The organism is Bradyrhizobium sp. 930_D9_N1_4 (assembly GCF_052076015.1).
GTDB lineage: Bacteria > Pseudomonadota > Alphaproteobacteria > Rhizobiales > Xanthobacteraceae > Bradyrhizobium.
The window spans coordinates 1,304,990-1,324,941 of record NZ_CP197236.1 but is presented as its reverse complement, the minus strand read 5'-3'; the positions used below and the strand labels follow the sequence as shown (position 1 = coordinate 1,324,941).

Annotated in this window: 19 protein-coding genes, 1 tRNA gene and 1 pseudogene; 9 read left to right on the top strand and 12 right to left on the bottom strand. The window is 64.4% G+C overall.

The genetic code is table 11. From position 1 onward, the window contains the following. Positions 1–133: 133 nt before the first annotated feature. Positions 134–733 (bottom strand): TetR/AcrR family transcriptional regulator, encoded by a 600-nt coding sequence (locus tag AB7532_RS06175; RefSeq protein ID WP_441233924.1) that lies wholly within the window; start codon positions 731–733, stop codon positions 134–136. 170 nt (positions 734–903) lie between these two features. Between AB7532_RS06175 and AB7532_RS06170 the strand changes: the two genes are divergently transcribed. After that, complete coding sequence (locus AB7532_RS06170; RefSeq protein ID WP_441233923.1) at positions 904–1,281, top strand: tautomerase family protein; 378 nt, start codon at positions 904–906, stop codon at positions 1,279–1,281. A 7-nt stretch (positions 1,282–1,288) separates the two neighbouring features. On the opposite strand, the gene AB7532_RS06165 is transcribed toward AB7532_RS06170, so the two are convergent. Further along, positions 1,289–2,215 carry a CobW family GTP-binding protein gene (locus AB7532_RS06165; protein WP_441233922.1) on the bottom strand — a complete coding sequence of 309 codons (927 nt, stop codon included), beginning with the start codon at positions 2,213–2,215 and terminating at the stop codon, positions 1,289–1,291. Positions 2,216–2,218: 3 nt separating this feature from the next. Then, positions 2,219–3,709: an amidohydrolase family protein gene (locus AB7532_RS06160; RefSeq protein WP_441233921.1), complete on the bottom strand. Its 1,491-nt coding sequence runs from the start codon at positions 3,707–3,709 to the stop codon at positions 2,219–2,221. Positions 3,710–4,042: 333 nt separating this feature from the next. On the opposite strand from AB7532_RS06160, the gene AB7532_RS06155 reads away from it, so the two are divergent. Further along, positions 4,043–4,588 carry an SEC-C metal-binding domain-containing protein gene (locus tag AB7532_RS06155; protein WP_441233920.1) on the top strand — a complete coding sequence of 182 codons (546 nt, stop codon included), beginning with the start codon at positions 4,043–4,045 and terminating at the stop codon, positions 4,586–4,588. A 29-nt stretch (positions 4,589–4,617) separates the two neighbouring features. Here the strand turns inward: AB7532_RS06155 and AB7532_RS06150 are convergent. The 3 genes from AB7532_RS06150 to AB7532_RS06140 form a co-directional block, all read right to left on the bottom strand. Further along, positions 4,618–4,692 (bottom strand) — tRNA-Glu (locus AB7532_RS06150). 151 nt (positions 4,693–4,843) lie between these two features. Further along, the gene (locus tag AB7532_RS06145; protein ID WP_441233919.1) at positions 4,844–5,428 is read right to left on the bottom strand and encodes a DUF2846 domain-containing protein; all 585 of its coding nucleotides are present in this window, start codon (positions 5,426–5,428) and stop codon (positions 4,844–4,846) included. A gap of 102 nt (positions 5,429–5,530) precedes the next feature. After that, on the bottom strand, positions 5,531–5,875 hold the full coding sequence (locus AB7532_RS06140; protein WP_441233918.1) for a hypothetical protein: 345 nt from the start codon (positions 5,873–5,875) through the stop codon (positions 5,531–5,533). On the opposite strand from AB7532_RS06140, the gene AB7532_RS06135 reads away from it, so the two are divergent. Together AB7532_RS06135 and rpoH are read left to right on the top strand one after the other, a co-directional pair. Further along, positions 5,874–6,881 (top strand): RluA family pseudouridine synthase, encoded by a 1,008-nt coding sequence (locus tag AB7532_RS06135; protein WP_441233917.1) that lies wholly within the window; start codon positions 5,874–5,876, stop codon positions 6,879–6,881. The two genes, AB7532_RS06140 and AB7532_RS06135, sit on opposite strands and share 2 nt — an antisense overlap. A 218-nt stretch (positions 6,882–7,099) precedes the next feature. Then, the gene (gene rpoH, locus AB7532_RS06130) at positions 7,100–7,999 is read left to right on the top strand and encodes an RNA polymerase sigma factor RpoH (protein ID WP_441233916.1); all 900 of its coding nucleotides are present in this window, start codon (positions 7,100–7,102) and stop codon (positions 7,997–7,999) included. Between the two features lie 242 nt (positions 8,000–8,241). Here the strand turns inward: rpoH and AB7532_RS06125 are convergent, their stop codons facing one another. Then, positions 8,242–8,760, bottom strand: a complete 519-nt coding sequence (locus AB7532_RS06125) for a hypothetical protein (RefSeq protein ID WP_441233915.1) — start codon at positions 8,758–8,760, stop codon at positions 8,242–8,244. Positions 8,761–8,871: 111 nt separating this feature from the next. Here AB7532_RS06125 and AB7532_RS06120 point away from each other — a divergent pair, with 111 nt between their 5' ends. Then, the gene (locus AB7532_RS06120) at positions 8,872–9,213 is read left to right on the top strand and encodes a hypothetical protein (RefSeq protein ID WP_441233914.1); all 342 of its coding nucleotides are present in this window, start codon (positions 8,872–8,874) and stop codon (positions 9,211–9,213) included. Positions 9,214–9,223: 10 nt separating this feature from the next. Here AB7532_RS06120 and AB7532_RS06115 read toward each other — a convergent pair whose 3' ends face one another. The 3 genes from AB7532_RS06115 to AB7532_RS06105 all read right to left on the bottom strand — a co-directional run bounded on the left by AB7532_RS06115 (position 9,224) and on the right by AB7532_RS06105 (position 12,333). Then, positions 9,224–9,847 (bottom strand): peptidoglycan recognition protein family protein, encoded by a 624-nt coding sequence (locus tag AB7532_RS06115; protein WP_441233913.1) that lies wholly within the window; start codon positions 9,845–9,847, stop codon positions 9,224–9,226. A 36-nt stretch (positions 9,848–9,883) separates the two neighbouring features. After that, a complete protein-coding gene (locus tag AB7532_RS06110) occupies positions 9,884–11,095 on the bottom strand; it encodes a GGDEF domain-containing protein (RefSeq protein ID WP_441233912.1) in 1,212 nt (403 codons plus the stop codon). Positions 11,096–11,721: 626 nt separating this feature from the next. Further along, positions 11,722–12,333, bottom strand: coding sequence for a LysE family translocator (locus AB7532_RS06105; RefSeq protein WP_441233911.1), 612 nt, complete (start codon positions 12,331–12,333; stop codon positions 11,722–11,724). 69 nt (positions 12,334–12,402) lie between these two features. On the opposite strand from AB7532_RS06105, the pseudogene AB7532_RS06100 reads away from it, so the two are divergent. Continuing rightward, a pseudogene (locus AB7532_RS06100) lies at positions 12,403–12,552 on the top strand (hypothetical protein); the annotation flags it as partial. Positions 12,553–12,660: 108 nt separating this feature from the next. Here the strand turns inward: AB7532_RS06100 and AB7532_RS06095 are convergent. Next, entirely contained in the window at positions 12,661–13,035 is a 375-nt protein-coding gene (locus AB7532_RS06095; protein ID WP_441233910.1) for a response regulator, read from the bottom strand. Between the two features lie 129 nt (positions 13,036–13,164). Here AB7532_RS06095 and AB7532_RS06090 point away from each other — a divergent pair, with 129 nt between their 5' ends. Next, entirely contained in the window at positions 13,165–14,001 is an 837-nt protein-coding gene (locus AB7532_RS06090) for an SDR family NAD(P)-dependent oxidoreductase (protein ID WP_441233909.1), read from the top strand. Positions 14,002–14,148: 147 nt separating this feature from the next. Here the strand turns inward: AB7532_RS06090 and AB7532_RS06085 are convergent, their stop codons facing one another. Further along, complete coding sequence (locus tag AB7532_RS06085; RefSeq protein ID WP_441239196.1) at positions 14,149–14,955, bottom strand: lytic murein transglycosylase; 807 nt, start codon at positions 14,953–14,955, stop codon at positions 14,149–14,151. Between the two features lie 256 nt (positions 14,956–15,211). Between AB7532_RS06085 and AB7532_RS06080 the strand changes: the two genes are divergently transcribed. After that, positions 15,212–18,439, top strand: coding sequence for a KAP family P-loop NTPase fold protein (locus tag AB7532_RS06080; protein ID WP_441233908.1), 3,228 nt, complete (start codon positions 15,212–15,214; stop codon positions 18,437–18,439). A gap of 70 nt (positions 18,440–18,509) precedes the next feature. Beyond that, positions 18,510–19,451: an OmpA family protein gene (locus AB7532_RS06075; RefSeq protein WP_441233907.1), complete on the top strand. Its 942-nt coding sequence runs from the start codon at positions 18,510–18,512 to the stop codon at positions 19,449–19,451. The last annotated feature ends 501 nt before the right edge of the window (positions 19,452–19,952 follow it).

The following is a 19,952-nucleotide window of genomic DNA, read 5'->3' as shown; positions in this document are numbered from 1 at the left end:
TTCTATTCGCGTAGAGAGCCGTCTTGCGGTATCGACATCGTCATGGAGACGCAGTGCTCGATGCCTCCATGAAACCTCCAGACGACCTCAGCGGTCACCACCGCTGGGGTCGTCGTTCTCGTATTATCATCGCCTAGCCGCCTTTCCTGCCGAGCACGAGATCGATCGTGTGAGCGGCGATCTTGCGCAGTTGTGGTTCGTCGCCGAAGGCACGTTCGAGCACCCCAAGGCCACGCGTCACGGTGATGATGTGGAGAGCCGCCGCTGCCGGATTACCGCTGAATTCACCGCGCTCGGCGCCCGATGACAACGTGTCCTGAACCAGGGCGGTGATGCGCGAGATGAGGCTCGCGAAAGCCTGGCGCGCCTCTTCGTCCAGCCCTTCGCCTTCGGCAGCACCAAGCTCCATCAATCCGCGTGTGGTCGGACATCCGCGCGGCGGTGAGCCTGAGCGGAAGTTGGTGATGGTGAGGTCGAAGAACGCAGTGAGGCGCTTTCGCAACGTGCCCGCGCCGAGGGCCTTTTGCAGGGTGACGAGATAGTCGCCCGCATAGCGTTCATAGGCCTGGAGGAACAGCGCCTCCTTGCTGCCGAAAGCATTGTACAGGCTGCCGCGCTGAACGCCGGCGTCGCGCGCGATGTCCGACAGCGAGGTGCCGCGCACGCCCTTGCGCCAGAACTGCTCAAACGCGATGCGCAGGACGTCGTCGTGGTCGAACTCGCGCGGCCTCACATCCAGCTCCTCTGCCAGCTTCTACCATATTTGACACGATGTCAAGAATGTGCTTTCTCGACATCGTGTCAAAAACCAATTGGGATTGATAGCCCGTTTCGTCAATGGGCCGAGCGGCGGCACTTGCATGCGCCCCGGCCGATCGAGCCCGCATGCAAAGGGACCAGCTCATGCCTCTTCTTCACATCTCGATGCGCGCGGGAAAGCCGGAGGCCTACCGGCAGGCGATCCTCGACAGTCTCTACCGCGCCATGCGCGAGGCGCTGAACGTCCCTGAAGGCGACGAGTTCATGACCATCAGCGAGCATGACGCCTCGAACTTCCGCTGCGGTAACGCCTATGGCGTCCAACGCAGCGATGACGCCCTGCTGATCCAGATTACCGTGTTCGCCTCGCGCACGGCGGAGCAGAAGAAGGCGCTGTATCGGCGGATCGCGGACCTGCTCGGTGAGAAACCAGGCGTCCGACCCGAGGACGTGTTCGTCAACGTGCTCGACGCTCCCGCGGAGAACTGGTCGGTCGGAAACGGCATCGCGCAATTCGCGTGAGACGGCTTCAGCTCGTGACGCACGCCGCCATGATTTCGTCGAGCTCAGCCTTCGAGAGAACACCGAGCTCGACGATGAAGACGATCCGCGATCGTGGCACGCCTTGCGCTGCCGCTTCCCCCAGCGCGAGCGTGGCGCGGCCGGCGGCGAACTGAAATATCATCTGGCGCCCGGGCTGCTCGGTCGTCTCGAACAGACCTTTTGCGCGCGCGAGTTTTGGCGCCAGCTTGCCGATGGCCTGCTGCAAGCGGGGCAGCGAGAGCGGCTGGTCCGAGGTCCAGCTCAGCGTCTCGAAGCGTTCCTCGGCCGGCCGCTTCGGGCCCGGCTCGCGCGGCGCAGTCACACGATCGACGGTCGCGGGGAACAGCAGCGCGGACGGGATCTCGCCGTGCCGGGCATCGACCACCACGGCAGGGACGCGCTGCGCGCGGATGGCTTCGCGCATCCGCGCACCCGCGCCCTCGTCCGCCAGATCCAGCTTGCTCAGTGCTACGATGTCAGCGACGCGCAGCTGCGAGCGATGAAGCGCGTCGTCCAAGGCGGACGGCAGTGTCGCCGCGTCCATCACGCAGAGCACCGTCTCCAGCGGCGCCTCGCGCAGGATCACCGGGTCCATCAGGTTGCGGACGATGTCCGAGGGATCGGCGACGCCGCTTGTTTCGATGACGATGTATTCCGGCTTCGGATCGCGCCGCAGCAGCGTCGAGAGCGTGCGCAAGAGATCGCCTTCGAGCGAGCAGCAGATGCAGCCATTGGCAAGGCTGACCACGCCGTCGCTGGCACCCGCGATCAACTCGGCGTCGATGTTGATCGCACCGAAGTCGTTGACGATCGCGGCGATCCGCCGGCCCTCCGCGTTCGCCAGCAGATGGTTGACGACAGTGGTCTTGCCGGCCCCCAAAAAGCCCGTCACCAGGAGAATGGGGACCGGCATGAATCAGCTCTCGACGACGGGGCGACGCACCGGACGGCCGGGTCGCGCCGCGACATCCAGTATGCCGTCGCTGATCAACGGCTGGCCGCTGACGACCAGGTGCCGCACGCCTTCCGACGGGCGGTTCATCGCCGTGAACGTCGCGCGGTCGGACAGCTTTTCATAGTCGAACACGACAATGTCGGCATCGGCATCCTTTGTGAGCCTGCCCTTGGCGCGCATCGCGGGCGTGCTCTGCGACAGGATTTCCGCCGGGATCAGCGCGCATTTGCGTACGCCTTCGAGCAGCGACACGGTCTTGCGCTCGCGCACCCATTCGCGGATGAACTTCGTGAAGCAGCCGGCCGAGCGCGGATGCGAGGTGGCATCATCAGGCAGCGGCCAGGCATCGCCGGTGTAGGTCTTTCCGTCCGACGTCGTCCACGGCATCGCGTCCGAAGCGATGGCGCCGCCCGGATACAGCACCGACATGTCGAGCAGGTCGCGGTGATGCGCATTGTTGTCGGTGTCGAGGATGTGCCAGAGCACCAGCGAGGACGGCTCTTCGGCCTGCGCCTTCAACAGCTCCTCGCGGTCGCGGAAGCGATGGCCGTCGGTGACGCGCTGCACTGAATCGTAGCCGGTGCCGTTGCGCTCGACGAATTCGGGATCGCTGAAGAAGGCGGCGGCCAGCACCGTCGAGCCGGTGCCGTAAGGATAGGCCTCGACCGTGATGGGCAGGCCCTGCGCCTGCGCCTTCTCAACCAGCACGCGGCAGCGCTCGATATCGGTCTTGCTCGACGAGTTGAAGTGGCAGATGTGCATGTGCGCGCCGGTGGCGCCGGCATAACCGATCAGGCGGATATAGGCTTCCGCGGCGCTTTCGGGGTCGACGCGCGACATGTAGGCGACATGGGTGAAGGTCGGCACGTCCTGCTTCGCCGCGAGCAGGCAGACCGCGGTCAATTCCTGCACGCCGGCGCCCGGCGCGTAGGCGTTCAGGATGCCGATGCCGATACCGCCCTCGTTCAGGCCGCGCGACAGTCGCTCGAGGATGCCTGAGACCTCTGCATCGCTTGCGACGTTGTCCATCCATCGCCGATCGCGCATGGCATTGCCGAACGCCTCCAGCGAACTCTCCGCATTGGAGCCCGTCATCGCGCCGATGCGCGCAAAGGCCCAGTTGGTGGCGGCGCCGTAGTTGAGCACGCGTCCCTTGCGCGCCTGGCGCTCATACCAGGACCCGACCGGCAGCACGCCGGCTTCGAGATCGAGCGTCGTCGTCACGCCGTCGAACGCCTGCATGCGGTCGGCCGGGATCGACTGGCCATGCGCATGCAGGTCGATGAAACCGGGCGCAACCACGAGGCCGGTCGCGTCGATCACCCGCTCGGCGCTGCCGAGGCCAGTGCCGACCGCGGCGATCTTGCCGTCGACCACCGCCACATCGCCGATTGCGTCCATTCCGCTCGCGGGATCCACCACCCGGCCGCCAGAGATCACCAAGCCGCTCATTTCAAAACTCCAAAAAGCAGAAGCCAAAAGCCTCCAAAGGCCCGGCAGCTTCGGAGGGCGAGACCGGCCGCATCGCGCACCGTCCCGGCGCGCATGATGCAGATTTTTGAGAAGACGACCACCGCTGCGGATGCCGATGCTGCATGCTCGTGCGGGAGGTGGATACTCGCAGAAGTGTTCGGCCTGGATGGGGACAATTCCGTTTCCGCAGATCATCCTTGAAATGCCTGTCGCTGCAATTACCGTGTCTCACTTGAGGGGTGCAGTCCGGCGCTGTCACCTACGACTACGTTGTGTCCCTCGCCCTGGCCGGTAGCGTGTGAAGGCGTGCCCATGAGCATCAGTCCTCATAGAGATGTCGGGCGAAACGACCCCTGCCCCTGCGGCAGCGGCAAGAAGTTCAAGAAGTGCTGTCTCAGCTCGCAGAGCCTCAATGAACCGTCACCCGGATTGCGCCGATTTGATCCGCAGGCGCCGGAAGTCGCCCAATCACCGCTTGAGCCGGAGAACGAGGCGACGTGGCGGTATGATCCACTCGTAGAGCCACACCCGGATCAGTGGCTTGCGCTGGACGAACAGGAACGGATTGATCTCGTGTTGGCATATCATCGACGTGCCGGGATCCATCTCCCGCGGGAGCAGTCGCACGCCGTCATTCACGCCATCGTCGAGAACCAGATTGCCGGTGCCGGGCTGCCGGTGAGACGCACGGCGCAGCGGCTGATGTCTGAAGGGCTGGATCGTCACGAAGCCGTTCATGCAATCGGCTCGGTGCTTGCCGGACACCTCAATGAGAGGATGCGGGGCATCAAATCGGGTGATGACTATTTTGCTGAGCTGGAAGTCTTGACCGCGAGGTCGTGGCTTCGGTCCGCCTGACCACGGCGTCAAAGCTACCTTGCGAAAAATGGCGCTCCCTAGGGGAATCGAACCCCTGTTTCAGCCTTGAGAGGGCCGCGTCCTAACCGCTAGACGAAGGGAGCGTGAGGGACAGGACATAGCCGCGAATTTTGCCGGCGGCAAGCCTCGATCGGGCACGAAATCGGCCGATATTCACGGTGAGTGCGGCTCAAGCTTAACGCCGCGACCGACCGGCCGGCCGCTCGCGTTCCCCGCCAAACAAGCCGGGAACACTCACGGCTTCTTCAATTTCTCGATCGCGGCGGCGCCGGCGGCCGGCTCCAGGCGGAACAGGCCGGAGCCCGAGAATGCGGATTTGAACGGTGACGTCGACCGGATCTGCTGGCCGCTGCTGCCCGCAATGGCCTGGTTGATCAGGTCCTGGCCCGGGGCGCCGCCCCGCTGTGTCCCGACGCCGAAATAATAGGTCTTGCCGGCTTCGATCGGGACCTCGACCTCGTAATCCGCCATCGACATCGTCGTGTGGGACGCGATTTTGGTAAGGCCGGGCGCCCGATCGACGACGAAGAACTTCCCCATCTTGAGCGTGCCGACAGGCTTGCCGTCGATCTTGATCTCCGCAGAGGTCGCCATTCCGCCCATCGCGCCGAAAATGCCCTTCTCGCGCAGGAAATAAAGCCGCGCGAGAGACGCCTTTGGCTTAGCCTGGGGCGCCGGTTGTTTAGGCGCGACAAGTCCAGCCAGCCTGATGGGTGCTGCGGGATGCGTGGCCGGCTCCGCGAGCGCCGCAGAGCCAGCGCATCCGAGCGATCCGACGACGAGTGCCGTTGCGACGACGTGCAACTTGATACGTCTCATTCCAACCCCACCCAACGTCCTCTCGCCAAAGCTAGATCAGAAGTTGCGCGGCAGGACAATTCGGACCGGAGAAAGATCCCCAGCCCGCGGACCGCACCGGCGCTACGGCTCGTTGGCGAATTTCAGCTTTCCGGCCGGCTTCAGGGTGTGGGCGTCGAAGGTGCGGATCTCGATGACCCCACCGACGTCCAGCGTGACGACGAGACGATCCCCGGCGACCCCGGTCGAGACGATCCTGGCGCCCTTGGGCAGGGTGGCGGTGACGTCGCCTGCGGTTTCAACCGCCCTTCCCTCCGACTTGAAAAGGCGGTAGCCCACCGCGATCAGGACGGCGCAGATTGCCAGCGCCGTGGTCAACCCCGCGATCAGCATCATCCGCCGCACCCGCGCGAACAGCGCGGCTTGCTCGGGGCTCGGTTCGGGAACAGCGGTATCAGACGTCGTCATGGAAAACTCAGGCTCTGCGCAAAGGTTGGAGATTGTCGTCGCCGGCGACGAGGGCTCGACCCGGCTCGACCGCGTGCTGGCGGCGCGCCTCACCGACCTGTCGCGATCAAGGCTGAAGACCCTGATCCTGGCGGGTGCGGTCAGCCTCAAGGCGGTCGCCATCCGCGACCCCGCTTATCACGTCGCATCCGGCGATACGATCATAATCGACGTGCCGGAGGCCGCGCCCGCGGAGCCCAAGGGCGAGGATATCGCGCTGGATATCGTATTCGAGGACGACGACATCGTGGTCCTCAACAAGCCCAAGGGCCTGGTCGTACACCCCGCGGCCGGCCACGAGACCGGCACCCTGGTCAACGCCCTGATCGCCCATTGCGGCGGCTCGCTGTCGGGCATCGGGGGCGTGCGCCGGCCCGGCATCGTGCACCGGCTGGACAAGGACACGACCGGGTTGATGGTGGTCGCCAAGAACGACCTCGCTCATGCCTCGCTCAGCGCGCAATTCGCCGATCACGGCCGGACGGGAGCGATGCGGCGCGGCTACATGGCCTTCGCCTGGGGCCTGCCCGGCCGCCATCGCGGCACCGTGGACGCGCCGATCGACCGCCACCCGCATGCGCGCGAGAAGATGGCGGTGCGCCAGGGCGGCCGCGAGGCGGTGACGCATTGGGAAATTGTGGAGAGTTTTACCGGGCGGGACGCCAAGCCGATCGCCGCCCTGCTCGCCTGCGAGCTCGAGACCGGACGCACCCACCAGATCCGCGTCCACCTTGCCCATATCGGCCATCCTCTGATGGGCGATGCGGTCTATGGCCCGCATTTCAAGACCAAAGCGAACCAGCTGGGCCTCGAGTCGCAGGCCGTTTTGGTTGCCCTTGGACGGCAGGCTCTCCATGCTTATCTGCTGGTATTGGAGCACCCGAGAAGCGGGGAATTACTCCACTGGGAAGCGCCTCTCCCGGAGGATTTGCTTCTCCTGGAGAAGGCCCTGAAAGCGGCGGTATGACGCAGGCCCTTTAGGAAAAGCGTTACATTACAAAAAGTTATAGCTGCCACACGGGGACGTGACGTCAGCAATCCTTCCCTTTTTGCCTCCCGATGGGGTATATTGCGCCTGCGTTGGAAATGACCAACGCGGAACATCGCAGCTACGGCCGGCTTTAACAAAGCGGTCGTCTGCCTGGCCCGCCGCTATCGGGGGCCTGAACCTTGGAGGGCTTCACAATGGCCCGTACCGCTGCTCTGCCGGTCCTTAATGGAGAATCCGGCCTTTCCCGCTACCTGGGCGAAATCCGCAAGTTCCCCATGCTGGAACCCCAGCAGGAATACATGCTCGCCAAGCGCTGGCGTGAACACGATGATCGCGACGCTGCACACCAACTCGTCACCAGCCATCTCCGGCTCGTGGCCAAGATCGCCATGGGCTATCGCGGCTACGGCTTGCCGATCTCCGAGGTCGTCTCGGAAGGCAATGTCGGCCTGATGCAGGCGGTGAAGCGTTTCGAACCCGAGAAGGGGTTCCGCCTCGCCACCTACGCGATGTGGTGGATCAAGGCGTCGATTCAAGAGTACATCCTGCGTTCCTGGTCGCTCGTGAAGATGGGCACCACCGCGAACCAGAAGAAGCTGTTCTTCAACCTGCGCAAGGCGAAGAGCAAGATCAACGCGCTGGACGAAGGCGATCTCCGCCCCGACCAGGTGGCAATCATTGCCAAGCGTCTCGGCGTCACGGCCCAGGACGTGGTCGACATGAACCGCCGCCTCGGTGGCGACGCGTCGCTCAACGCACCGATCCGCGACGACGGCGAAGCCGGCGAATGGCAGGACTGGCTGGTCGACAATTCGCCCAACCAGGAAGCCATGCTGGCCGAGCACGAGGAGTATGATCACCGCCGTGACGCGCTCAACGGCGCCATGGGCGTGCTCAACCCGCGTGAACGCCGCATCTTCGAGGCCCGCCGCCTCGCCGATGAGCCGATGACGCTGGAAGACCTTGCCGCCGAGTTCGGCGTGTCGCGCGAGCGCGTCCGCCAGATCGAGGTCCGCGCCTTCGAAAAGGTGCAGGCCGCGGTCAAGGGCACGATCGCAAAGGCCGAACAGGCCGCGCTGGAAGCCGCGCTCTAAGCGGGATTTCAGCGCCAGGAATTGGCGGATCGACAAGAGACGGAAAAGCCGGCGGTGACGCCGGCTTTTTTGTTGGGTGTCATCTCACATTCGGTGTCATGCCCCGCAAAGGCGGGGCATCCAGTACGCCGCGGCGGAAGTGGCGAGAGCGAGCTCTCAAACGCACACTCTGGAATACTGGATCGCCCGCTCCAGTGCGCACAAGGCGTGCGATGACAGCGAGCACGCCGCACAAAGCCGCCTCAATAAAACGCCCGAAAATAATCCGCGAGCGATTCCGGCTCGACCTGGTCCTCCAGCTGCGCCGGCGTCTCGTCGAGCAGAGCGCTGGCTTGCGTCTTGTAATCGGCGGAGACGACATCGGGCTGATCGGCGCCGCGGCTGAGCATGCCGCGATAGGCATCGTAGGCCGCCTGCGTGCCCATAAAGATGCAGACGCAATGTTGCGGCTCGGCATAGAGATAGCGAACGTCGCCGCCGTTCCGGTGCATCACGAAACGATGCGGCGGCAGCGCGCGCAACGCCCTCTCGCCCGCGGCATCATTGGCGACCTGCACGCGAAAACCGGCGGAGGCGAGATAAAAGCTGTTCCTGTCGAGGAACGGCTTGCTCGGCGTCTCCAGCGCGAGCAGCAGCGAGGCGCAGAGCGACAGCACGATCGCCGGCATCACGCCGATGGCACGCAGACCGCGCGCGGATACACCAAGCGATGGCGCCGGCCGAAGTTCGACGACCACCCTGCCGCCGAGTGAGACAGCCATCACATTTCCCTCCCCTTGCCCAATGTAGAACCGAGCTTGCCTTGAACCCGCGCAGCCGGTCAACCGCCCCAGATTGACCGGACCGGCAGCACAAATTGAACGGACACCATTGTGTCGATCATCCTGCAATCCACCGTCGGCGGCTTCTCCCCACAGTTCATGCGTAAGCTGCCGCTGGTCGAGCAAGCCATGCGCGACCACGGGCTCGACCCCGCCGAGTTCGTGATCTCCAAGGACTATGCGAGCACGGCGACGATCCCGATCATGGGGCCATTCTTCTTCAACTACAGTGTCTTCTTCGGCGAGGAGACCTTCACCGTCACCGAGCCGAACGACATGGTGTTCCTGGATTACTTCTTCAAACGCGTGCTGGCAGCGGATGCGCCACCGGAATTGCCGCGGCCGCCGGGATTGATGCGGCGATTCTTTGGGTGGATGTCGGAGGCGGTGTGACCGGCAGTGCTCATTCTCCCCAGGTCCGCGCCAGCGTCGCGAGCCAGCATCCTTCGCAATAGCGCGCGTCCTTGTAGTCGATCCAGTTGTGCGCGTAGACGTGGTCGAGCGGGATGTCGTAGCGCGCGCGCAGCACCTTCACGAGGATCTTCCACGCCGCGACCTGCGCCTCGGTGGGGCCTGCGGTGACATCGGGATAGTTGCCGGCGAACTCGACGCCGATCGAATTATCGCGCACCACCTGGCGATAGGTCGGCTTGTTGTCGATGTACTTGTTGTCGTTGCGGTTGGCGCCATCGCCATGGGTCGGCACCAGATTTTCCGCAACCGCCCAATAGACCGTTCCGTCGGTCTCGACCCACACTGTCACGCCGCGCCGCGTGGGATTCTTCGCCTGCTCTGCCGCGCCGCCGCGCGCCGAGCCTGCCGGCCCTTCGGTCTGGTGCACGATGATGTTGCGCCAGGCATGAGCCTTGGCGACGTCGCCCCATGGCGCGAGCCACACGATCTTCAGGCCGGGAATGTCAGGCGTGCCGGACGCCCGCGCGAGCTCTGCGAGCTCAGCGTCGGTAGCAGCGGCGGGAGTGATCAGAAGGAGTGCGGCGAGAACGGCCGCAAGAACGCGAGATATCATCGTCAGGGTCCAATGCGGACCCAACCTAGCACGCCTTTACGCGAATTTGCGCACGGCTTCACTGAAGCCGACCGGCTCCGGCGAAAGCGGCGGAGCCGGATCGTAGACAGCAAGATCGTTCTTGCCGTTCTTTTTCGCGGCATAGAGCGCGTGGTCGGCGTGCGCGATGAGCTTGTCAGGGAATTGGCCGATGGCACGGTCCCATTCGGCGACACCGATCGAGATCGCGATCGGGATATCCTTGGCTGTGCAGCTGGCCGCATCCTGACGGCAAACCTCGAGCACGCGGCGGGCGATCGTGGCAGCCTCACGCAGGGACGAGGACGGCAGCACGACGCAGAACTCGTCGCCGCCGGTGCGGGCCAGCATATCGCCGGGCCTCAAGCGCGTCTGCGCCATCAGGGTGAAGTGCCGCAGGCAGGCGTCGCCGGCGGCGTGGCCATGGGTGTCGTTGATGGTCTTGAAGCCGTCGAGGTCGATCACCAGCAGCGAGAACGGCTCGCCGCTGCGCTCCGAACGGGCACATTCCTCGGACAGGCGCTGCAACAGATGGCGCCGGTTGGCGACGCCGGTGAGATCGTCGAGCAGCGCGAGGTCGGCGACCTCACCCCGCAGCCGGTCCATCGCCATCAGCAGGAAGCCGAAATTGAGTGTCATCGACAGGAACAGCAGCCCCAGCACCATGACGGCATGGGCCTGACCGCCGGCCCTCGCCGAGAAATCGTGGCCGAGCAGATTACCCAACGTCCGGACCAGGAAGATCGCAATGATGGTCACGATGACGATGCCGGACAGTTTTGCACCTGGACTGACGCGGCCCTCCGGCGGCGCAAACAAGAGACGCAGCGCCAGTACCAGGGGCAGGCCCTGCCCAATCGTATAGCTGAGCATGCGCAGCTGCATGTGCTCGAAGCCAATCATGAAGAAAACGATGCCGGCGAGGCTCAAGCATCCCGTTGCGCCCATCATGCGCCATGACACCGGCCGGTCGTAAAAGCGCTGAATGCCCATCGCGGCGAAGCAGCTCGCAGCAATGACGCCGGCCGCGCCGAACAGAAGTGGCAGAGGAGAAGAGATGAACAGGCGCGCCAGTGCGGTCATCGCACCCGCGGCGCCGACGAAGGACGATGCCATCCAGAACCGCGCAGCGGCAAATTTCGGATAGGAGCGCGTCACGTAGGCCCAGATCAGGCCGAGCGCCAGAAAGTTGACGACGAAAACCGTCCAGAGTGTCGGTACGTTCAGCATGACGCGTGCGGCGCGCGCAGCGTCCCGCCCCCCGTCTCTGGCAGCCGTTCGTCCATGACCCGTCCCCGTTTTCTTGCGGGGAAGAATGCGCGGGTTGCACTTAACGGAACCTCACCGCGATCGTCGAAAGCTCGCCTTTGGTTTTGGATTCATGAACGACGCGCGGCGATTGTCGGATCGTTAGGCATATCGCCGGCGACGTATCGCGAGGTGCGCGATGCGGATTCGCGGGCAAAACGCACCCGAAAATGCATCTGAGCTGTGGATAACGTGATGACACAGATATGACGGCACGGGGCAGAGACCTGCGAATCTGCTGAGTTTGTCGTCGAGGATGTTGCGAGGCTGGCCCTCCGCCGAGCATCCCTCGTGTCGCGTTTAACCATGAACCCTTAAGAGGATACTATGGCTAAGAAAGCGAAGAAGGCTGTGAAGAAGAAGGCGAAAAAGGCCAAGAAGGCGAAGAAGAAGTAACGAGGCTTCTTTTTATTTGCCCGGGTGGAGCCTCGCTCCGCCCGGGCTTCGGGTAAGACTGGCTTGAAGGTAGCGGGCGCGAGGCCCGCTTTTTTATTGCCCTGCTGCTTTCCCCTGTCCCCGTTCCTACGGGGAGAGGTTGGGAAAAGACCCTACCGCTCCGCGAACGCGAGCTTCGCGCCCAACAGCGCAAACCCCGCCGCAAAGCTGCGCCGCAGCCAGGCCATCACGCCGGGGCGGGAGATGACGCGCTCGCGCACCGAGGCGGCGCAGAGGCCATAGACGACGAACACGGCAAAGGTCATCGCCATGAAGGCGCCGCTCAGCTCCAGCATCCGCGCCAGCACATGGGTCTCATCCACCGCGATAAACTGCGGCAGGAAGGCGAGGAAGAAGATCGAGAGTTTTGGGTTGAGGATGTTGATCAGGAAGCCCGTGACGATGACGCGGCCGCTCGACCGCTCCTTGATCTTGCCTTCGACCGCCAGCGCGCCCGTCTCACGCAGCGCCTGCCAGGACATGTAGAGCAGATAGAGCACGCCGCCCCATTTCAGCGCGGCAAAGGCGAGTGCGCTGGTGTGCAGCACGGCGGCCAGGCCGAGCATCGCCGCGATCATGTGCGGCACGATCCCGAGTGTGCAGCCGAAGGCGGCTGCGACACTCGCGCGCGAGCCGCGGGTCAGCGCTGCGGCCAGCGTGTAGAGCACGCCGGTACCAGGCGAGGCGACGACGATGAGCGAGGTGAGCAGAAAGGACCAGGACATCCCTGTCCCTACCACCCTCCTCGATCATGGAGAAGTCACGAGGCGGTCAGAGCGCCATCACCTAGTCCAGTGCCAGCTTGCCAAAGCGTTCCAGCGCCTCGCACCACGCTTTCAGCGTTCCGTCGCGAGACCGGCCAAAGCTTTTCGGCCTGGCGCCAGCGCGTCCGGTTGCTGGAAGCGCTGGCGCGTCTCGGCGCCGGCGAGGCCGTGACCTGCGTCGTGCTCGACGTCGGCTATGACAGCCCGAGCGCCTTTGCCATGTTCAAGCGCGAGCTGGGCCGCGCCACGGCAGTATCTGCGCTGGACCGACCGCGAGGTGGTGTTGCGCTAGTTGAGCTGGGCGATTTCAGCCTCGCGCAGGACGTCGAGCGGCGCCCATGGCTTGGCCCAGAACTTTGCACCGATCGGCAAAGGCTGCATGAGGGGACGGCCGGACGTGACGACGACATCGAGCTTCGGATTGCGATCCTTGGCGACGTGCGCGAGCTCGACGCCATTCATGCGGCCGGCAAGCTGCACGTCCGTCAGCATCAGGCTCAACGCGCCGGCATTCTTCTGCAACACGCGCTCGGCGGCCTCGGCACTCTCGCACTGGATAACCTGATACCCGCTCTCTTCGAGCAGGAGACAGAGCATCTCCCGCTGCATGGCGTCGTCTTCAACGATGAGTGCCGTTGCAGGAAATGGCTTTAGTTGTCCCATGGATAGCTCCCAATGCTTGCGCCTCCGTCCAGGTAACGTGAGTTAAGGACACAACTCGGATACGGTTCGGTTCCATTCTGAAAAAATGTAAAGCATAGTTCCCCTGTTTTGAGCTTGACGGGGGTATCCATGACGATGATTCGCGGCGCAGCCGCCATCACGGGAGCGGCGAGCGGCATCGGCCGCGCACTAGCTGTCGAACTCGCGCAACGCGGCTGCGATCTCGCGCTGGCCGATCGCGACGAGGCGGGGTTGAAGACGCTCTCCGCCGAAATTGGCCGGCAGCGTAAAGTGACCGTGCATCGCGTCGATGTCGGCGAGCCCGCCGACATCGCGCATTTCGCGACCGATGCGATCGCTGCGCACCCTTCGCTCAACATCGTCGTCAACAATGCCGGCGTGGCACTGATGGGGACGTTCGAGGAGATCGACCAGGCACAGATGGAGTGGCTGTTCGGCATCAATTTCTGGGGCGTAGTCCACGGCACGCGCGCCTTCCTGCCGCATCTGAAGACGAGGCCGGAAGCGCATATCGTCAACCTCTCCTCGGTCTTCGGCATCATCGCGCCGCCGGGACAAGCGGCCTATGCGGCGGCGAAATTCGCGGTGCGCGGCTTTTCCGAGAGCGTACGGCACGAGCTTGCGGTCGCGGCCAGCCCGGTCAGACTGTCGGTCGTGCATCCCGGCGGCGTCGCCACCGCCATCGCGCGCAATTCACGCGGCGGCGTCGGCGTCACCGACAATGCCCGCCGCGCGCAATCGATCGAGCGGTTCGAGACGGCGGCCAGGACCACGCCGAAGGACGCCGCGCTGCGCATCATCAGGGGCATCGAGAAGAACGAGCCGCGCATCCTGATCGGCAACGACGCCCGCTTCATGGACCTGTTGCAGCGTTTCCGTCCGGCGACGTACTGGGCGCCGTTGCAGCGGAAGCTGGAGAGGATGGCGAAGGGGACGGGGAAGTAGGTTTAGCGCTGGCCGTGCTGCGCCCTCCGCTGTCATTCCCCGCGAAGGCGGGGAATCCAGTACGCCGCGGCTTCTCGATGAGCCGCTGACGTCACGGAATACTGGATCGCCCGCCTGCGCGGGCGATGACACCGAGTATGCCGCTCCTTACTGTACCGCCAGCCGATCCGCGAAATACCCGATCGTCTTGCGGTACACCACCGCCCTGTTCCATTCGCGCATCGCCTCGAAATTGGGTGTGCCCTCGCCGTAGGGCTGGCCCATCTTGAACCCGTTGGTGTGGAGCAGGTTCGCGGTCGAGGCGAGCACGTCGGGGATGCTGTGGCGGAGGTCGACATGGCCGTCACCGTCGAAATCCACGCCGTATTTGATGTAGGACGACGGCAGGAACTGGGTCTGGCCGATCTCGCCGGCGAAGGCGCCGATGAGGTCGCGTAGCGGCAGGTCGCCACGCTGCACGATCTTGAGCGCCGCGAGCAATTCGCCCTGGAACAGATCGGTGCGGCGGCAATCATGCGCGAGCGTTGCCAGCGTGCGGACCACCGGCATTTTGCCGATGTCGCCCTTGCCGAAATCGCTCTCCAGCCCCCAGATCGCGACCAGGATCGTGCGCGGCACGCCGAACTTCTGCTCGATGCGCGAGAGCAGCGCGGCGTGACGCTGGAGCAGCGCCTTGCCGCCATTGATGCGTCCGGGACCGACGCGGGTCGAGACGTACTGCTCGAAGCTCTTGTTGAAGGTGTGGCGCTGGCGCCGGTCGAAGGCGAGCACCGCAGGGTCCGGGGCGACGCCGTTGAGCGCCGTGATGGTCACGCTCGCCGACACGCCGGCCGCCTGCGCCTCCGAGGCCATGCTCGCGACAAAGCTGTTGAAGTCGCCGCCGCAGCGCGCGGCCTGCGCCGAGCCACCGGCGAGACAGACGATGACAGCACTGGCCAGGCCTCGTCCGAGCATCAAGGCGTGTCTCAACATGCGGGAAAATCCTCTGGAGAATCTGCGCGAACGGCAGTGCGCAATCATGCCCGGGAACACCCGGCCGGTCAAAGCGCCGGCTTGCGAGGCATCGCGTCCGTCTCGCGCTATCCTGACGCAGGAGCTGCGACACGAATGAACCTGCAGCGCCTCATCCAGACCAATCATCGAGCCCAGGACGCGCAACGCCGGGATGCGCGCACGGGTTGCGTTGCGGTTTCGTTCCGAAGGGCGCGTCATGGATGCTTCAGCCCCGACGCCAGTTTCCGCTGGCGGCCTGTCCGAGGGCGGGTCCCGGGTCGATCGGCGCATGATGCTGCGCCGGCTCTACCTGAAAGCGACCATCGCTTTCGTCTTCCTGATGCTCTGTCTCCTCGGCATCACCGATCGCTCGATTCGCAGCGACCCGTTCACGCCCGGTCCGGGCTGGATTGAATATCTCTTCAAGCCGCAACCCGATCCCCGTCTGGCCGCCATGCCGGTCGTGCCGATGGGAGTGGCGGGCGTCCTCTCATGGCGGCCGAAATCGACGGCCTGGCTCAGCGAGCGGCCGGTGGGGTTGCCCGACCCGGCGCCGCAAAAGGCTGCCTTCAATTGGCTGGGATTCGAGACCGCCCATGCCGGCGAGCCCGATTTGAAGGTTGCGCCAAGACCAAAATCCGCCGTGCCCAATCAGGTCGAGCCGTCGAAGTCCCCCACCAACGCGGCTCAACAGTCCCCACCGCCGATACCGCCAATCCAGCAGCAGCAGTTGCTCGATCTGGAGGATGCAAAATGGCCCGCGCGGCCTGCGGCTCAAACGGGGGGAATCAGGCTGGTACCCGACCCCAGCTCCGATCCCGATTTCGCGAACCTGCCCGCGCGTCAGCCGTTATCAGAGGCGGCCTATTGGGCCGGATGCGATACAGACGGCAGTTTGTGCTTCCGGCTGGAAGGTATCGACGGCTCCTTCAGCCGGGATGGCGGGCAAAGCTGGAAAGGGTTTCCGACCGACGGCAACCCCGCACCATTCGTCGCGGCCGGGGGAGATCAGTTCGTGCTGGTTCCGGCAGGGGTGATGGATACGCGCGGGGCGCCACAGCAGGACATCATCAACGCACAGGTGCCGTTCGCGCTGTCGGGCTATGTCTTCGATGACGAAATTCGCGGATACTTCAAGACGGGTGTGAACGACAAGCTGGGACGGGGTGTCGGGCAATTCCTGCGGGCAACGTCATCGCGGATGAACTTCTTCGCTCTCCTGCCGCCGGACCAACAGGTCGATCTGCCCAATCGCACCGCCAGGATGTTCACGCTGTTCGCGCAAGGTCGTCTCGCCACCACGACCTTCAAGCTGTTCACGCCACCTGGCCAAGTTGAGCACAACACCCAATTCGTCACGCTTCCGACCAAGGCGAACCTGCGCTCCCTGCACTTCCAGCCCGACCAGCGCTTCGGCTGGATCTCGTCGGGCTGGGAGGACGGTAACGAGGAAGGCCCGCTGCCGGCGGTCTTCCAGACCTCGGACGGCGGCAAGACGTGGGATCGCCTGTGGTATCGATCGCAATTCGCGCCTTGGGTGCTGTTCGGCGCAATCCCGGGATTGGTCATCGCGTTCTTCTTCACCGGACTGGCGTGGCACGACCTGCCCAGCAACAAGGTCGGCGCGGGCATTTCGGCGACGGGCACGTCCGACACGCCGATCGGGTGGAACGATTTCGACGTGCTCGGGATGAAGCCGCTGGCGCTCGCGCTGTCGCGTTTCGTGCGCAACACCAGCACCTCGCCGCCACTGACGATCGCCATCACCGGCCCATGGGGCACGGGCAAGAGCTCGCTGATGAACCTGGTGGCCGAAGATCTGCGCCAGCGCGGCTCGAGCCCGGTCTGGTTCAACGCATGGCATCACCAGAAGGAAGAGAACATCCTGGCCGCGCTGCTGGAAAACATCCGCGGCCAGGCCATTCCGCCGGTCTGGCGCCTGTCGGGCCTGTGGTTCAGGGCGCGGCTGCTCTACGTGCGCGCGGGACGCGACATGGTCCCGCTGCTGCTCGTTGCCGCCCTGATCTTCAGCGCAGCCTGGGCGTTCAAGTGGGGGGCCATCGGCAACTCTCTCGCCGCCTGGCTCAATCCCGACGCCGAGTGGCCGAAGGTCGGGCAATGGACGGAGTCTGCCAGCAAATGGCTCGATCACGCCCTCTTCGTCGGCGCCGGCACATTGCTGCTCGTGATCGTCAAGATCTACGCCACGATGAACCTGAAGCCGTCCGAGCTGATGGCGACGTTGCGCGGCAACTCCAAGCTCGCCGATTTCAGCGCCCAGCTCGGCTTCCGCTACAAATTTGCCAAAGAGTTCGACGCCGCCGGCCGGGCCTTGCGGACCTCGACCAATCCGGGGCTCGTCATCTTCATCGACGACCTCGATCGCTGCACGCCGGCGAACCTGATGGAGGTGCTGGAATCCATCAACTTCCTGACGACGGCCGGACCATGCTTCATTTTCCTCGGCATGGACGAGCCAAAGGTGGTCGAGATCATCGCCAAGCAATATGGCGACGACCAGCAGCGCGCGCGGCAATATCTGAAGAAGCTGCTCAATCTCACCATTCCCGTTCCCGACGTCGACGTCCGCAACAGCATCGGGCTGTCCTCCGGCCACGACGAGCTGCCCGGGGGCACCTCGCCATGGCCGGACCGCATTCGAAAGACCCTTCGCTACGTGCCCGATGTCGGAATCCCCGCGATGGTGCTGCTCCTGGCGATCTGGCTGCTGGCCTCATGGGCCAACAATTTGCAGAGCGTGGTGTCGCCGCCCGTGGCGAAGCCGGCGCAAACCGCGGCAAAGGCCGCGCCTACCGCAGCCACAGCCGCGGACACCGCACCGAACGTCGCGACGCCGGCGACTGATAGCCCGGCGGTCGCCAAAATCACGGTGCCGACGCGTTCGGCCGAAGAGCTCATTCTGTCGCGGCGCGTGCCGCCCTATCTCGGTCTCGCCGTCGCGCTGTTGCTCATCGCGATGCTGGGAGCGCGGCGCATCACCATGGTGCGCGAGGACAAGGTGGAGGACTCCAAGCATTTCCGCGCGGCCCTCGCGATCTGGCATCCGGCCGTGTTCGAGGCCGATCCGACGCCGCGTGGTGTCAAGCGTCATCAGAACCGGCTGCGCCTCCAGGCGATGCGGCTGCGACCGGCGCACGAGACACCCGATGTTCTGGATCGATGGTTCGGCGTCAAGCCTGATGGCGCCGGCGACGCCGACATCAGCGAGCCGACGCTGGTGGCACTCGGCGGCATCGTCGCGCTGTGCAATGACATTCCGGATTGGTCGGTGCAGTCGCCCTCTGCGACTGCAACCGGAGCGCCCCCGCCCGAGCAAGCCGTCATCGCGCAATGCGCCACCGTCTTCAAGGCAAAGTTCTCCTCGGATTGGCCGCCGACGCAAGAGGCCATTGCAGCATTCCGGGCGCTCCGACGCTCCCTTTAGACTGGCCATTCAGAACCCGCCGCAGCGGGCGCGCGACCAACAATCGGCCCCCCAAGCAGCAGAGATACCGATGTCCTCGCAAAATGTCCTCGGACTGCCCGTTCTCGCCATCCTGGTTTCAGCCTGCATCATCGCCCCCGCCGCCGCGCAGACGCGCGACGTCGCGGGCTCTCGCGATTATCCCGGCATCGGCCGCTTCGCCGGCAGCATCATCACCGGTTATGCCGTGAAGGATTTCGATGCGGCGCGGATGCAGGCAGCCGCTTTCAAAGACGGCCAGCCGATCGACGCGCGGCGGCTCGAAGGCCGCGTGTTTCGCATTGCCTATCGCACCAATCCCGGCCCGTCGATTCTGGAAGTCTCGCGCAACTTCGAGACGCAGCTTGCCAAAGCCGGCTTCGAGACCTTGCTCGCCTGCGACACCGACGCCTGCGGCGCGATTCCGTTCACGGAAAGCATCGACACCCTGCCAGTCCCGCAGATGTGGGTCGATGGTTTCAACTACCGCTATTTCTCCGGCCGCAAGACCGAAGGCGGGCGCGAGACCTATGCCAGCGTCCTCGTCAGCCAGAACAACCAGGACATCTATGCGCAGGTGAACGTCGTCGAGCTCGGCGCCATCGCGAACAAGATGGTCGACGCCGCCGCGATGGCCAAGGGTCTTGGCGAGACCGGCCACATCGCGCTCTACGGCATCTATTTCGACACCGACAAGGCCGTGCTCAAGCCCGAGAGCCGGCCGACGCTGGAGCAGATCGCAAAGCTGCTCGCGAGCCAGCCGCAGCTCAACGTCTTCATCGTCGGCCACACCGACAGCCAGGGCGCCCATGAATACAATCTCGATCTCTCGAAGCGCCGCGCCGAAGCGGTCGCAGCCGAACTCGTCAAGAGTTTTCGGATCGCGCAGCCAAGGCTGCGCACCGCCGGCGTCGGCTTGCTGGCACCGGTCGGCTCGAACGCCACCGACGCCGGCCGCGCGCTCAACCGGCGCGTGGAACTGGTGGCGCCGTAATTCCTCCCGTCATTCCGGGTGCGTAGCGCGAGCCTGGAATCCCCGCGCGACTGTGCTTGCAGATCAACGGATCCTCCGATGCGCCATTGCGCATCGCAGCGTGATCTGCGTGCGTTGTAACTCGCAATTCCCGCGCGCGCATTGAGATGTGCAGCGCAAAGTGGAACTCGGTTCGTGCAGTGAATGAGAGCTGGCCGCAAGCATTTGGAAAAGATGCAGCTCCGCGCATTTCGCGCACGTCACGCGAGCTTTCACTGCATTGCGATGGCGGACAAGATGAACAAATTAATTCGAACGCTAAATCATCTCGCGTGAAAGCGTGTTGAAGCAACACGCACGATCGACGCATATCTGGTGCGCACGCTGCGACATCAGCGCGTCGGCGATTTGCCTTGCCATCGCATGGCGAAGGTACTAGACTTCTATCTCAGGTTGTTGCCCTGCCAGCCCCGGGCGACGCTGAAGACCAACAATAAACGGCGGGCTCTGCGGCCCGCCGTT

Excerpts from the sequence above, each read along its gene's own strand:
- AB7532_RS06095 (WP_441233910.1), bottom strand. The coding sequence starts at position 13,035 with ATGGGACAACTAAAGCCATTTCCTGCAACGGCACTCATCGTTGAAGAC.
- rpoH (WP_441233916.1), top strand. The coding sequence starts at position 7,100 with ATGGCCCGTACCGCTGCTCTGCCGGTCCTTAATGGAGAATCCGGCCTT.
- AB7532_RS06155 (WP_441233920.1), top strand. The coding sequence starts at position 4,043 with ATGAGCATCAGTCCTCATAGAGATGTCGGGCGAAACGACCCCTGCCCC.
- AB7532_RS06110 (WP_441233912.1), bottom strand. The coding sequence starts at position 11,095 with ATGCTGAACGTACCGACACTCTGGACGGTTTTCGTCGTCAACTTTCTG.
- AB7532_RS06105 (WP_441233911.1), bottom strand. The coding sequence starts at position 12,333 with ATGTCCTGGTCCTTTCTGCTCACCTCGCTCATCGTCGTCGCCTCGCCT.
- AB7532_RS06135 (WP_441233917.1), top strand. The coding sequence starts at position 5,874 with ATGGAAAACTCAGGCTCTGCGCAAAGGTTGGAGATTGTCGTCGCCGGC.
- AB7532_RS06085 (WP_441239196.1), bottom strand. The coding sequence starts at position 14,955 with ATGCTCGGACGAGGCCTGGCCAGTGCTGTCATCGTCTGTCTCGCCGGT.
- AB7532_RS06160 (WP_441233921.1), bottom strand. The coding sequence starts at position 3,709 with ATGAGCGGCTTGGTGATCTCTGGCGGCCGGGTGGTGGATCCCGCGAGC.
- AB7532_RS06075 (WP_441233907.1), top strand. The coding sequence starts at position 18,510 with ATGTCCTCGCAAAATGTCCTCGGACTGCCCGTTCTCGCCATCCTGGTT.
- AB7532_RS06170 (WP_441233923.1), top strand. The coding sequence starts at position 904 with ATGCCTCTTCTTCACATCTCGATGCGCGCGGGAAAGCCGGAGGCCTAC.
- AB7532_RS06090 (WP_441233909.1), top strand. The coding sequence starts at position 13,165 with ATGACGATGATTCGCGGCGCAGCCGCCATCACGGGAGCGGCGAGCGGC.
- AB7532_RS06125 (WP_441233915.1), bottom strand. The coding sequence starts at position 8,760 with ATGGCTGTCTCACTCGGCGGCAGGGTGGTCGTCGAACTTCGGCCGGCG.
- AB7532_RS06080 (WP_441233908.1), top strand. The coding sequence starts at position 15,212 with ATGGATGCTTCAGCCCCGACGCCAGTTTCCGCTGGCGGCCTGTCCGAG.
- AB7532_RS06140 (WP_441233918.1), bottom strand. The coding sequence starts at position 5,875 with ATGACGACGTCTGATACCGCTGTTCCCGAACCGAGCCCCGAGCAAGCC.
- AB7532_RS06115 (WP_441233913.1), bottom strand. The coding sequence starts at position 9,847 with ATGATATCTCGCGTTCTTGCGGCCGTTCTCGCCGCACTCCTTCTGATC.
- AB7532_RS06145 (WP_441233919.1), bottom strand. The coding sequence starts at position 5,428 with ATGAGACGTATCAAGTTGCACGTCGTCGCAACGGCACTCGTCGTCGGA.
- AB7532_RS06165 (WP_441233922.1), bottom strand. The coding sequence starts at position 2,215 with ATGCCGGTCCCCATTCTCCTGGTGACGGGCTTTTTGGGGGCCGGCAAG.